The organism is Herbidospora solisilvae, from assembly GCF_009901565.1.
Classification (GTDB): Bacteria; Actinomycetota; Actinomycetes; order Streptosporangiales; family Streptosporangiaceae; genus Herbidospora; species Herbidospora solisilvae.
In genome coordinates this window covers 61283-73873 of sequence record NZ_WXEW01000002.1, presented here as the reverse complement: position 1 = coordinate 73873, position 12591 = coordinate 61283, and the positions used below count along the sequence as shown (strand labels likewise).

Sequence of the window (12591 nt, the reverse complement as noted above, 5' to 3'; positions counted from 1 at the left end):
TACCTTCCGTATCCCTCGTCTCCATACTTGGGCGGGTGGACGACGAACAGCAGACCGTTGACGGCCTGTACGACCGCCTCGACGCCGCCGTCGCCGAGACGCTGGCCGCCCGCGCGCGCGTGCTGACCACGTCCGACGACCCGCACACCCGCGACGTCGAGGTGTCCCGGCTCACCCGCAGGCTCGGTGAGCTCCGGGCCGCCGAGCACGCGTTGTGCTTCGGCCGCATCGACACGCCCGCCGGGCGCTCCCTCCACATCGGCCGGGTCGGCCTGCGCTCCCCGGACGGCGAGGTGGTCCTGGTCGACTGGCGCGCCGAGGCCGCCCGCCCCTTCTACGCCGCCACCCCCGCGGCCCCGATGGGCCTGCGCCGGCGCCGCCACCTGCGGCTGCGGAACCGCCGAGTCGTGGACGTCAGCGACGAGATCCTCGACGGCTCCACCCCGGCCCCTGGCGACATGGTCGGCGACGGCCCTCTTACGGCCGCGCTGAGCCGGACCAGGACCGGCCGCATGCATGAGGCCGTCTCGACCCTCCAGGCCGAACAGGATGCGATCGTCCGCTCCCCGCACCGGGGCGTGACGGTCGTGGACGGCGGCCCCGGCACCGGCAAGACCCTGGTCGCGCTGCACCGCGCCGCCTACGTCCTCTACGCCTTCCCCGCCGTCGCCGCACGCGGCGTGCTCGTGTACGGCCCCAACAGCCGGTTCCTCGACTACATCTCCGACGTGCTGCCGTCGCTCGGGGAGAACGACGTCCGGATGGCCACGCTGACCGACCTCGTCGGCGCGACTCCCATCGCGACCGAACCGGAGGAGGCCGCGAGGGAGAAGGGCGTCGCGGGCATGGCGGCGGCGCTGGCCGGGCGGGTGCGCGCCCGGCAGCCGCGCGGCGTCCCGCTGGAGGTCAAGGTCGGCCAGGAGACGCTGGTCCTGACCCCGGCCGAGGTGGACGCGGCCCGCCGCCACGCCACCCTCGAGGGCCTGGCCCACAACCCGGCCCGCGAGGTGTTCCGGGAGCACGTCGTCGACGCCCTGGTCGACCTGCTGGAGCGGCGCACCGCCGACACGCTGGCCCGGCTCGACGCCGAGGTCGCGGCCATGCTCGGCGTCGACCTCGACGAGGCGGTCGCCGGCGACCTCAGGTCCCTCGGCCTGGACGACGCCCCGGCGGCGGAACCGGAGTTCGACTGGGACGCCGTCCGCGAGCAGCTCCTCGACGACCCGGCCGTCGAGCAGGCGACCGAGGCGGTGTGGCCGCGCCTGCGCCCGGAGGACCTGCTCGGCGGGGCCGCCCGCACCCGCGCCGACCTGGCGCTGCTCGACGAGGCCCGTGCCCTGGTCGACGGCCCGCCCGAGGAGGTGTACGGCCACATCGTCGTCGACGAGGCCCAGGAGCTCACCGAGATGGAGTGGCGGATGCTGATGCGCCGCTGCCCGTCGCGGTCGATGACGGTCGTGGGCGACTTCGCCCAGTCGGGTTCGGCCACCACGATCCGCTCCTGGCCCGAGGCCGTCGGCCCGCGTTTCGTCCACCACACGCTGACGGTGAACTACCGCACCACCGCCGAGATCCTCGCCTGCGCGACCCCGCTGCTGGCCCGCATCGCCCCGGGCCAGCGGCCGTCGCGGTCGGTCCGCCACGGCCGGCCCCCGCGCACCGTCACCGGAGACCTGGAGACCGTCCGGGCCCTGGTCGCCGAGGAGGGCGACGGCCTCGTCGGCGTCATCGCCCCGCCCGGCCTGACCGAGGCGCTGGAGGGGAGCGGCGCGATCGTCGTCGCCGCTCCCGACGCCCGGGGGCTGGAGTTCGACACGGTGCTCGTCGTCGACCCCGCCGCCATCGAGGCCTACCGCGAGTCGGGTCCGAGGGATCTGTACGTCGCCCTCACCCGCGCCACCCGGCGACTGATCGTGGTCACGCCGGACGCAGGCTGATCGCCTCGCGCGGGCAACACTCCGCCACCTCCTCCGCCAGGGCGATGTCGTCCGGATCGGTGAGCTCCCCCGTGGTCACGGCGGCGACGTGGTCGGGCCCGAGGGTGAAGAACCTCGGCGCGGTCGCCGAGCAGAGCCCCGTGCCGAAGCACGACGCCCGGTCGACCTCCAGACGCCGGCCCATCAGAGGATCACCGGCAGGGCGCGGTAGTCGTTCAGCGCCCAGACCTCGTGACGCCGCACCTCCTCGCGCGGGATCGCCAGCCGCAGGCCGGGGAACCGCCCGACGAGCGTGGTCAGGGCCATCTCGCTGATGAGCCGGGCAGCGGCGGCGCCGAGGCAGTTGTGGATGCCGTGCCCGAGCCCGAGATGCCGCACGCCGGTCCGGGTGAGGTCGAGCCGATGGGGGTCGTCGAAGACGCCGGGGTCGCGGTTGGCCGCCGCGACCATGACCATCACCGGCTCGCCGGCGGCGATGACCTGGTCGCGGATCCGGACGTCCTCGGTCGGGAACCGCCAGGGGGTCGAGGCCACCGGCGACTCGTAGCGGAGCAGCTCCTCGATCCCCGTTCCGGCCAGGATCGCCGGGTCGTCGACGACCAGCTTGAGCTGGTCCGGATGGTCGAGCAGCGCGAGCACGGCGTTGGTGAGGAACATCTTGGTCGTGCCGACCCCTGCGATGATCATGATGATCACCATCGCGTCGAGCTCGTCCTGGGTGATCCGCCCCTCCTCGTCGGCGGCCCGGATGAACGCGGAGGTGAGATCGTCACCCGGCTCGGCCCGCTTCAGCGCCACCAGCTCGCGCCCGTAGGCGATGATGCGCTCCCGCGCGGCGGGGATGCGCGGGAAGTCGGCGGGGTCGGTGGAGATGAGCAGGTCGACGTCGCCCGCGAGCTGCTCCCGGCGCTCCAGCGTGAACCCGAGCCGCGTCGAGATCACCTGGGACGGGATCAGCGCCGCGAACTCCGCGACCAGATCCCTTTCCTGACCCGGCGCCCAATTTTCTATCGTCTCGTCGACGATTCGCCGGATGTCCTCCCGCCACCGCTCGACGCTTCGCGGCGTGAACGCGCTCATGGCGCAGCGGCGCACTTTGGTGTGCTGAGGCGGGTCGAGACTGGGCACGGTCTGGGAAAGAACCGTGCCCGCGCTGACGGAGAGCCCGGAGGCCTGGAATTCGGCGCTGCCGCGCCATTCGGCCGTGCTGAAACGGGTGTCGCCGAGAATCGTCATGGCGTCGTCGTACCTGGTCACGACCCACATGGGGACGTCGCCTATCGGGAAGACGTAGCGGTGGACCGGGGCGTTCGCCCGCAGCCAGTCGAGCGCCGGATAAGGGTCACGGAAATAGTCGGGACTGAACAACTCGAATGGGACGACCGTATTCGACATGCGGTTTCCTTACGTTGATCAGGTCGCCCGCATCGTACATTCCAAAATCCATCCCGAGAACTCAGCGGACCGAGAACTGAAAACAGCCGAACACGACCGCCCTGACGTGAACGACCGCGACGCCGTCTCCGGCGAGCAGCTCCTCCGCCACCCGCTCCGGATCACCCTCGGCCGGCACCGTCCGGCCGCCCACGATGTGCCCCCGCCCGTCGTAGGCCCGCAGCACCCGGGGCACCCCCCGGTGCGCCGCCGGCCACCCGTCGCCGTCCGGCCCGGCACAGGGTCCGGCGTGCACGAACACCGGCCCCAGCTCGTCGTAGGGCCCCGGGTCGGCGGCCCACCGCCGGACCGGGGCGTAGCTGAGCAACGCCACCCGCTCGCCGGGCCCCGCCAGGGTCAGGCAGCAGCGCAACGGACTCCCACCGTCACGGTCCTCGGAGAACCGGGGCGCGTGCCCGGCGTCGTCGGTGACGAGGAGGGCTTTGACGACGAAGGGCTCGATGGGCGAAACGGTGAGGTTCATGCGTCCATCGTGGGGGCGTACCGGGCGGGGGTTCCGGCGGCGATCGGACGCCGCACTAGGCTCGCGCGTGCGGCTTCCGCCCTTTTACGCTGGCTCGATGACGTGGACACACGCGCGGCCGCCGGACCGTCGGAAAGGCCGGTAGATGGACCGGCCACTGGCGCTCGACGAGGTGACGGGCGACGCGATGACCGCCTTCGTCCCGGCCGCCCTCGGCCAACCGGATGACGCGCCCATGCCGGCGGCTCTGGTCGCGGTCCGGTGCGGAGACCACCTGCTCCTGGTCTTCGACCGCTACCGGCGGCAGTGGGAACTCCCGGGCGGCGGGATCGACCCCGGAGAAGGGCCACACGAGGCGGCCGTACGCGAACTCCAGGAGGAGAGCGGCCTGTTCCTGCCCGAACTCCACCTCGCCGGGTATGCGCGGTTCCGGCTCACCCGCCCACCCCGCACCGAGTACGCCGCCGTCTACACCGCCGAGGTCCCGGCCCGCCACGACGACTTCACGCCCAACGAAGAGATCGGCGGCATCCGCTGGTGGGACACGACCGGCCCGCCGCCGGAAGGCGCCCAGATCATCGACCTGACCCTGGGTCTCCTGGTCATGGGGTGACGACCCGCGTGAACCGCTGAGGCGGCCCGGGGGATCGGATCCCCCGGGCCGCTTCTCAGCCTCCGAACACGGGCGCGGTCTCGGGCTCCTTCTCCGCCTCCGGTACGGCCGCCAGAAGGAGTTCCACCAGGTGGTCGGCGATGGCCGAGATGGTCGGCTGCTGCCACAACAACGTCGTGGGCAGGCGGCAGCCGAAGCGCTTCTCCAGCCGCCGGCGGACCATGATGGTCATCACCGAGTCGAGCCCCTGCTCGACCAGCGGGCGCCGGATCGACAGGTCCTCCGGCCCCAGTCGCATCACCGTCGCGATCTCCGCCCGGATCTCCGGCAGGACGCGTTCGCGCAGGTCCCCCGGGGCCACGCCGGCGAACGACTCCGCGGGGCCGCCGAGGTCCTCCTCCGCCTGGAGGGGGGCGTCGATCACCGGGTAACGCAGGCCCGTCAGGTGGCCGACGACCCGGCCGTCGAGGTCGGCGATGACGGCTCGGGCGGTGTCCTCCGCCGACGGGTCCACGGCCGCGTCGATGATCACCGTCGTGGGGGGTGTGCCGGTCAGCACCATCTCGTCGATGTGGACGACCATGCGCAGCACCGGGTCGCCCGGGAAGACACAGGGGGCGACCGACATCACCGCGTCCAGGGCGGGGGCCCAGCTGTCCGCGTCGCCGGTGCGGACGGTGGCGCGCAGGGCGCCGTCGCCGCCGAGGAGGGTCTCGATCGTCCAGTCAAAGCCGGTCGACGGGACGCCGACCGTGGCCAGGCGCTGGTGCACGAAACCCGGGTCCATCGGGGTCAGCGCGCCGGCGTCCGGGAGGACGTCGGGCTTGACCTGGCCGGGGGCGGCCACGTTCGCGGTGACGTGGACCAGCCAGGCCGGTTCGGGCTCGTCGGGGCCCGCGGGGGTGCGGGCCGCGAGCCGGACGGCCGGGGGTTCGTGCACGACCTGGATCTGGCGGCGTTCCGCCGTCATCAGCGGGTGCATCATCTCGACGTCGGTGAGGGTGACGTCCTCGTCCTCGGCGGCGTGCAGGAACGTGTTGACCAGCACGGCGGCCGGCACGATCTCGACGCCGTTGAGGGCGTGGCTGCCCGGGTAGGGGCGGTTGGCGTCCTGGACGCTCGTCTTCCAGACGCGGGTGCGGCTGCCCGCGAGGGTGGTCCCGGCGCCGAGCAGGGTGTAGGAGTCCGCGTCGTGGCCGCGGTTGTCGGTCTCCGTGTACGACTCGCGCCAGTGGCGGCGGTGCTGCCACGCGTACGGCGGCAGGTCGGCCAGGCCGCCCGACGGCTGCAGGCGGGTCCAGTCGACCTCGACGCCGTGGCAGTGGGCGGTGCCCACCGAGGCGAGGAAGGTCGGCAGCTCCGGCTGGTTGCGGCGCAGGGACGTGCCGACGAAGACGTCCTCGAAGCCGTTCTCCGAGAGGGTCTCGGTCACCGAGTGGGCGACCACCGGGTGGGGGGAGATCTCCAGGAAGACGCGGTAGCCGTCCTGCGCGGCGGCCGTGGTCGCGGCGGCGAGCCGGACGGGGTCGCGGAGGTTGGCCGCCCAGTACGCGCCGTCGAGGACGGGGGCCGAACGGGGGTCGGCCAGCGCGGTGGTGTACATCGGGATCTTCGCCGGCCCGAACGAGAGGTCGCCGACCCCGCCCGCCAGGGCGACGGCCAGCGGCGTCATCTGCGGGCTGTGGAAGGCGACGTCGGAGGCGACCCGCCGGGTCACGATGCCCTCGGCCGGCCAGTCGTCGAGCACCTCCTCGACCGCGTCGACGTCGCCCGACAACACGGTGGAGCCGGGCGCCGAGGAGATCGCGGCCACCAGGTCGGTGCGGTCGGCCAGCCGGTCGCACGCCTCCTCGAAGGACAGGTCGACCATGACCATGGCCCCCTTGCCCTCGGCCTGGCGCAGCAGCGCCGAGCGGCGGCAGATCAGGCGGGCGCCGTCGGCGACGCTCATCGCGCCGGCGGTCACCGCGGCCGCGAGCTCGCCGACGGAGTGGCCGATGACGGCCGTGGGCGTGACGCCGTGGGCGGTCCACATCCGGGCCAGGCCGAGCTGCATCACGAAGATCATGGTCTGGACGCGGTCGATGGTGTCGAGGTCGCCGTCGGTGAGGACCTGGCGGGGCGAGAAGCCGATCTCCTCGACGAAGATCGGGTCGATCTCGTCGACCAGCGACGCGAACTCGGGCACGCCGAGCAGTTCGCGGCCCATCCCGCGCCACTGGCAGCCCTGCCCGGAGAACACCCAGACCGGCCCGGGGCCGAGGTCGGGCAGCACGTCGCCGGTGATGACCGACTCGGCCGGCACGTCGTCGGCGAGCCGGCGCAGCGCGGCCGTCAGGTCGGCGCGGTCGGCGCCGAGCACGACGGCGCGCCGGGGCAGGTGGGTGCGGCGCAGCGCGAGGGTGTGCCCGGCCGAGGCCAGGTCGGCGCCCTTGTCGAGGTGGTCGGCGAGCACGCCGGCGTACTGCCGCAGCGCCTTCTCCGACGCGGCCGACAGCGGGAACGGCCGCTCCCCCGCCGTCTCGGCCGCGGGTGCCGCCGGGGCCGCTGGGGCCTCTTCGAGCACGATGTGGGCGACCGTGCCGCCGTAGCCGAAGCTGGAGACGCCCGCCCGGCGGGGGTGGTCCCGGACCGGCCAGGCCGACTGCTCGGTGACCACGCGCAGGCCGGAGGTCTCCCACGGGATGGCGGGGTTGAGGCTGGTCAGCACGTTCGGCGGGATCGAGCCCCGGTGGAGGGCGAGCACCGCCTTGATGACGCCGGTGATGCCGGCCGCGCCTTCGAGGTGGCCGATGTTCGACTTGACCGAGCCGATGAGGCACGGGTCGTCGGCGGGCCGCCCGGTTCCGTACACCGAGGAGAGCGCGCCCGCCTCAAGGGGGTCGCCGAGCCGGGTGCCGGTGCCGTGGGCCTCGACGTAGTCGACCGTGGACGGCGCGACGCCGGCCTGTTTGCAGGCCCGCTTCATCACGTGCTCCTGGGCCTCGCCGCAGGGGGCCATGATGCCCTGGGTGTGGCCGTCCTGGTTGACGGCGCTGCCGATGACGAGGGCGAGGATCCGGTCGCCGTCGCGCTGGGCGTCCGACAGCCGCTTGAGCACGACCACGCCGACGCCCTCGCCGCGGCCGTAGCCGTCGGCCGCGGCGTCGAACGACTTCGACCGGCCGTCGGGGGCCAGCGCGCCGGCCGTGCCGAGCGTGAGGGTCTGGCCGGGGGTGACGACCAGGTTGACGCCGCCCGCGAGGGCGACGTCGTTCTCGCCGAGCCGCAGGCTCTGCGCGGCCAGGTGCAGCGCGACCAGCGACGCCGAGCAGGCGGTGTCGATCGCCATGCTGGGCCCGCGCAGGTCGAGGGAGTAGGAGATGCGGTTGGCGACGGCGCAGGTCGCCGCGCCGATGCCGGTCCACGCCTCGATCTGGGGCAGGTCCTCCAGGAGGCGGGCGCCGTAGTCGCCGGTGCAGACGCCGACGAACACGCCGGTGTCGGTGCCGCGCAGCTCGTGGGGCGGCAGGCCGGCGTGCTCCAGTGCCTCCCACGCGGTCTCCATCAGGATCCGCTGCTGCGGGTCCATCAGTTCGGCCTCGCGGGGCGACAGGCCGAAGAACTCCGCGTCGAAGCCCTCGATGTCGTCCAGGAAACTGCCGTGACGCACGGCGTCGCGCAGCGCGGCGGCGTTCTCGGGGCTCCGGTTCTCGTCCCGGCGCCAGCGGTCGGCGGGCAGCGGCCGGGTCGTGTTCCGGCCGGCGCACAGCAGGTCCCAGAACTCGTCCGGTGAGTGGACGTCACCGGGAAGGCGGCAGCCTATCCCGATCACCGCGACTGGTTCGGCCATCTGCGTTGGTTCCCTTCGGTTCAGACCCACGGAGGATTGTCGACGATCTTGATCACGGCGCTGGAGACGGTCACTCCCGGCCCGGTCCCGAGCATCAGCAGGTGGTCGCCGGGACCGAGCCGGCCGTTCAGCAGCAGGTGGTCGAGGGACAGGACCTGGTCGCTGGCCCCGCAGTGGCCGATGGTGCGGCCGTAGTCCCAGGTCGAGCGGGACATGGGCAGGTCGAGCATGGTCATGCACCGCTGCTCGACGATCTCTTCTGAGTAGTTCATGAACGCCACCCGCGTGAGGTCGGCGGGCTTGATCCCGCTCTCGTCCAGGGCGCGCTCGACGACCTCCATCAGCGCCCGCTGGATCTTGAACAGCGCCGCGGTGGCCTCGCCCTTGGACATGACCTGCTGCCGGAACTGCTCGTTCCTGGCGGCGAAACTCATCTTGCGGCCGACCGTGACGCCCGGCGGGAACAGGGGCTCGCTGCCCCGGTGCAGTTCCTCGGCCTCGGTCACGGTCGTCGTGCAGACCGAGGTCAACCGGGCGAAGCCCGGCTCCTTGGTGAGCACGAGCGCGCTGGCGGCGTCGCCGCCGATGTAGCCGGGGCCCATCCGCCAGCGGTCCATCAGCGGGGTGCCGTAGTTGTCGGCGGCGACCAGCAGGGCGGCCTGACGGCTGGGCACGGCGGCCAGGTGGCCGGCGGCGAGTTCCAGGGCGAGGAACATGCCGTTGCAGCCCTGCCGGATCTCGGTGGCGAGCACGTCGCCGCCGACGAGCTGTCGCTGCAGGTAGGAGTGCGGGGGCCAGCCGTCGGGTCCCTGGTGCCAGGAGGAGGCGTACAGGAGCAGGTCGAGGTCGGCGGGCGCGCGCCCGCTGCGCTTGAGCGCGCTCCGCGCAGCGTGCAGCGCCATCTCCGGCGCCGGCACGTCACCCGCCACCACCGCCCCGGCCAGGTTGTGCAGCTCGGCCTCTTCGGCCGGGTACCACCCCTTGGCCACGGCCTTCTCGACGCTGACGACGGTCCGGGGGACGAAGGCGCCCACCCCGCTGATGTACGTGTCGGCGTAGCGCATCAGACGGTTTCGAGCTCTCTGACCATCGCCGCGATGGTCGCGACGTCCTGGAAGTTCTCGGAGTCGAGCTTGGCGGCGGGGATCGGCACGCCGACGTCCTTGCGGAGGAAGTTCAGCAGCCGCGCCGTGCGCAGCGAGTCGAGCAGGCCCGACGTGAGGAGCGGGGTCGTCTCGTCGACGACGATGTCGTCGCCCTCCTGGACGAGGTTCTCCTGGATGAAGTCGACCAGTCTGCGGTTGAGCTCGGTCATGCGCGCGGCCCTTCCTTGATGACCTTGAACACTGCGGCGGCGCAGGACGTGCCGGAGCCGAAGCCGACCATGAGCAGGTGGTCGCCGGCCACGAGACCGCCGGTCGCGAGCAGGTGCTCGAAGGCGATGAACTGGTCGACCGCGCCGCAGTGGCCGACGCGCCTGCCGTAGTCCCAGGTCGTCTGGTCCTCGTCGATGCCGAGCCAGGACATCTGGCCGTCGAGGTCCTCGCGGCGGCCGTGCGGCAGCGCCACCTTCGTGATGTCGGACAGTTCGATGCCGGCCTCGTCGAGGGTCTGCTCGACCTGCTGCATCATCGTCTTCTGGATGGTCAGGTGGATACCGGTCCCCTGCTTCTTGAGCAGCCGCTGGCGGAACTCCTCGTGCCGGTCGCCGAAGCTCAGGCCGACGCCGACGGTGGCGTCCGGGGGGAAGAGGGGGTAGGCGCCGTCGTTGACCGCGTCGGCCTCCGGGATCACGGTCGCGTTCACCGACAGGAGCTGGGCCATGCCGTGGTCCTTGCCGAGCAGCAGCGCCGCGGCGGCGTCGCCGATCAGCGCGCCGGGGGTCATGCGCCAGCGGTCCACCAGCGGGGTGCCGTGGTTGTCGGAGGAGACGACCATGGCCGTCTGCCGTTCCGGCACGGCCATCAGGTAGCTCGCCGCGAGCTCCAGCGAGCTGATCATCCCGACGCAGCCGCTGCGGATCTCGAAGGCGGGCACCGGGCCGCCGAGCAGGTGCTTCTGGAGGTAGTGCTGCGGCTGCCAGCCGTTCGGGCCCTGGTGCCACACCGACGGATAGAGCAGCAGGTCGAGTTCCTTCGGGGACGACTCGCCCCAGCGCTCATAGGCGTCCACGACCGCGCGCCGCGCCATCTCGGGCGCGGGCATGTCACCGGCCACCGCCGCGCCGATCTGCCGGAACTTCTCGGCCTCCTCGGCCGGATACCAGCCCTCGCGGACCGCGTGCTCGACGCTCACGCTTTCCGGCACGTAGACGCCGAGACTCCTGACGAACATGTTGGGTGTACGCACACGTCCCCTAACTCAAGAAAGGAAGCGTCCGAATTAGATCGCGGGCCCGGGATATCAGCACCTCGGCCGTTCGGAGAAAACGGCGGGAAATGGGCCGGCGGGCCGCCAGGGGCAACACTAGGGGCGCACCGTCGGATAAATCAATGTTTCTGGTCAGCGACATTCCGTTAAGTGAACCCAACAGTACGTGTTGAGTTTCGGAAATGCGTCTCCGACTTCACGGCGCGGTTTTTTCCGAAATCAAAGGGCGCCGGGCCGTCGCCATTCGGGTCGGGCCCGGCGGGTCGTCGTCAGGGCACTCGCGTGCAGACGATGTTGTTCATCTTGAACTGGGCCGGAATGGCGTTCGTGCCGGTGGCGGTGGCCGAGAAGCCGAAGCTCTGGCTGGAGCCGGGGCCGATGTAGGAGTTGTGGCCGGCGTCCCGCGCGGTGACCTGGGCGCCGGTCTGGGTCACCGTGGCGTTCCAGGCGCTCGTGATCTGCTGGTTGCCCGACCACGTCCACGACACGGTCCAGTTCTGGACGGGGCTGGCGCCGGTGTTCTTGACGACCACGCCGCCGTTGAAGGCGCCGTTCCAGACGCCGGTGGAGTAGGTCACCTCGCAGGCGTTGCCGAGCTTGAGGCCGCTGCGCAGCCAGGTCGTGAAGTTGGGCCAGCTCGGGTTCAGCGTGCCGGTGCTGACGGTCTCGCCGCAGTTGGCGGTGGTGCGGACGGTCTCGTTGCCGTACTGGGCCGGGTCCATGATCTGGACCATCATGTGGTCGGCGGCCGGGACCGAGACGAACGTGGCGTTGCCGCACTGCGCCTTGATCCGGTTGAAGAGCAGCACGCTCTGCCCGTGCGGCACCAGGAAGTCGGCCTGGCCGTGCAGGAACAGCAGCGGCGGGTCGCCGGCGTCGACGTAGGTCATCGGGTTGGCGGCGGCGACCGCGGCCGGGCAGGTCTGGATCGGGCAGCCGACCAGCAGCGACTCGGGCGAGGCCGGCGAGTTGTGGTCGAGCCCCCCGGTCGGCAGGTTCTGCGCGTTCATCTGCAGGAAGTCGGTCGGACTGTAGAAGGACAGGCCCACGTGCACGGCGCTGGAGACGCCGGTGGTGCCGACGGTCCCCTCCAGCGCGGTCACGCCGCCCGAGAAGACGGCCATCTGCGTCAGCCACGCGCCCGACGAGTCGCCCGCCATCGCGAAGCGGTTGGTGTCGAGCTGGTAGGTGGCGGCGTTGGCACGCAGATAGCGGATGGCCGCCTTGATGTCGTGCACCTGCGCCGGGAAGATCGCCTGCGCGCTCGACCGGACGTTGACGACGGCCACCGCGAAGCCCAGCGGGTTGAAAACGGCCGCGATCTCGGCCCCGAGGGGCTTGCTGTCATCGCTCGTCCACGCCGAGCCGCTGTGCCAGATCAGCAGCGGCCGGGGCGTCATCCCGGTGGACGGAAGGTAGATGTCCAGCAGGTGCCCCCTGCTACCGGCCGGCTGTGCGGGCGCGTAGGCGATGTCGGAGATCACCTGCGCGTGCGCCGGCTGCGCGAGGGCCACCGACACGCCAAGAGCGGCCAGCATGGTCATCGCCATGCCGACAACCGTGGCCATATGTATTCGAGCTTGCATAGTGCGACTCCGGTCGGTCGGATGATCGCCGCTCCCCTGGCAGCGACGTCCTGCACGAGTGTCGCGGCTTCCATCGATATGGGCGGGGAGACGATATGACACATATGTCGCGATGGTCAAAATATTCTTAACCCGTTTTTCAGAGCGGCATAAACCGGACCATACACCTCGACACGGTGCGAAGACGTACAGATCATGCATGCTCTGGACGGGCCGTCGGATACGCACCTGGGAGGCCTTCCAAGGCCGCCGAGTACAGAATGGGACAGCCCTCGGAAAGTAATATCGGTTTCACCGACCGTGAATGCGCGCGAACAAACGCCACTTCAACGGCC

Annotated in this window: 10 protein-coding genes; 2 read left to right on the top strand and 8 right to left on the bottom strand. The window is 71.6% G+C overall.

Features of this window, described 5'->3' with window-relative positions; genetic code table 11:
* The first annotated feature begins 35 nt into the window (after positions 1 to 35).
* Positions 36 to 1937: a HelD family protein gene (locus GT755_RS06090; protein WP_328794200.1), complete on the top strand. Its 1902-nt coding sequence runs from the start codon at positions 36 to 38 to the stop codon at positions 1935 to 1937.
* Here GT755_RS06090 and GT755_RS06085 read toward each other — a convergent pair.
* The 3 genes from GT755_RS06085 to GT755_RS06075 all read right to left on the bottom strand — a co-directional run bounded on the left by GT755_RS06085 (position 1918) and on the right by GT755_RS06075 (position 3855).
* Positions 1918 to 2121, bottom strand: coding sequence for a ferredoxin (locus tag GT755_RS06085; RefSeq protein ID WP_161478757.1), 204 nt, complete (start codon positions 2119 to 2121; stop codon positions 1918 to 1920). The two genes, GT755_RS06090 and GT755_RS06085, sit on opposite strands and share 20 nt — an antisense overlap.
* Positions 2121 to 3332: a cytochrome P450 family protein gene (locus GT755_RS06080; protein ID WP_161478756.1), complete on the bottom strand. Its 1212-nt coding sequence runs from the start codon at positions 3330 to 3332 to the stop codon at positions 2121 to 2123. Before GT755_RS06080 ends, GT755_RS06085 begins: the two co-directional genes overlap by 1 nt.
* Before the next feature lie 61 nt (positions 3333 to 3393).
* Positions 3394 to 3855, bottom strand: a complete 462-nt coding sequence (locus GT755_RS06075) for a DUF1203 domain-containing protein (RefSeq protein WP_161478755.1) — start codon at positions 3853 to 3855, stop codon at positions 3394 to 3396.
* A 145-nt stretch (positions 3856 to 4000) separates the two neighbouring features.
* Here GT755_RS06075 and GT755_RS06070 point away from each other — a divergent pair, with 145 nt between their 5' ends.
* A complete protein-coding gene (locus tag GT755_RS06070) occupies positions 4001 to 4468 on the top strand; it encodes an NUDIX hydrolase (protein WP_202609723.1) in 468 nt (155 codons plus the stop codon).
* Positions 4469 to 4523: 55 nt separating this feature from the next.
* Here the strand turns inward: GT755_RS06070 and GT755_RS06065 are convergent, their stop codons facing one another.
* The 5 genes from GT755_RS06065 to GT755_RS06045 form a co-directional block, all read right to left on the bottom strand.
* On the bottom strand, positions 4524 to 8300 hold the full coding sequence (locus GT755_RS06065) for a type I polyketide synthase (RefSeq protein ID WP_161478754.1): 3777 nt from the start codon (positions 8298 to 8300) through the stop codon (positions 4524 to 4526).
* 20 nt (positions 8301 to 8320) lie between these two features.
* A complete protein-coding gene (locus GT755_RS06060; protein ID WP_161478753.1) occupies positions 8321 to 9364 on the bottom strand; it encodes a ketoacyl-ACP synthase III family protein in 1044 nt (347 codons plus the stop codon).
* Positions 9364 to 9615, bottom strand: a complete 252-nt coding sequence (locus tag GT755_RS06055) for an acyl carrier protein (protein WP_161478752.1) — start codon at positions 9613 to 9615, stop codon at positions 9364 to 9366. Before GT755_RS06055 ends, GT755_RS06060 begins: the two co-directional genes overlap by 1 nt.
* Positions 9612 to 10649 (bottom strand): ketoacyl-ACP synthase III family protein, encoded by a 1038-nt coding sequence (locus GT755_RS06050; RefSeq protein ID WP_285583769.1) that lies wholly within the window; start codon positions 10647 to 10649, stop codon positions 9612 to 9614. Before GT755_RS06050 ends, GT755_RS06055 begins: the two co-directional genes overlap by 4 nt.
* Positions 10650 to 10939: 290 nt before the next feature.
* On the bottom strand, positions 10940 to 12220 hold the full coding sequence (locus tag GT755_RS06045; RefSeq protein ID WP_161478751.1) for a cellulose binding domain-containing protein: 1281 nt from the start codon (positions 12218 to 12220) through the stop codon (positions 10940 to 10942).
* Positions 12221 to 12591 lie beyond the last annotated feature (371 nt).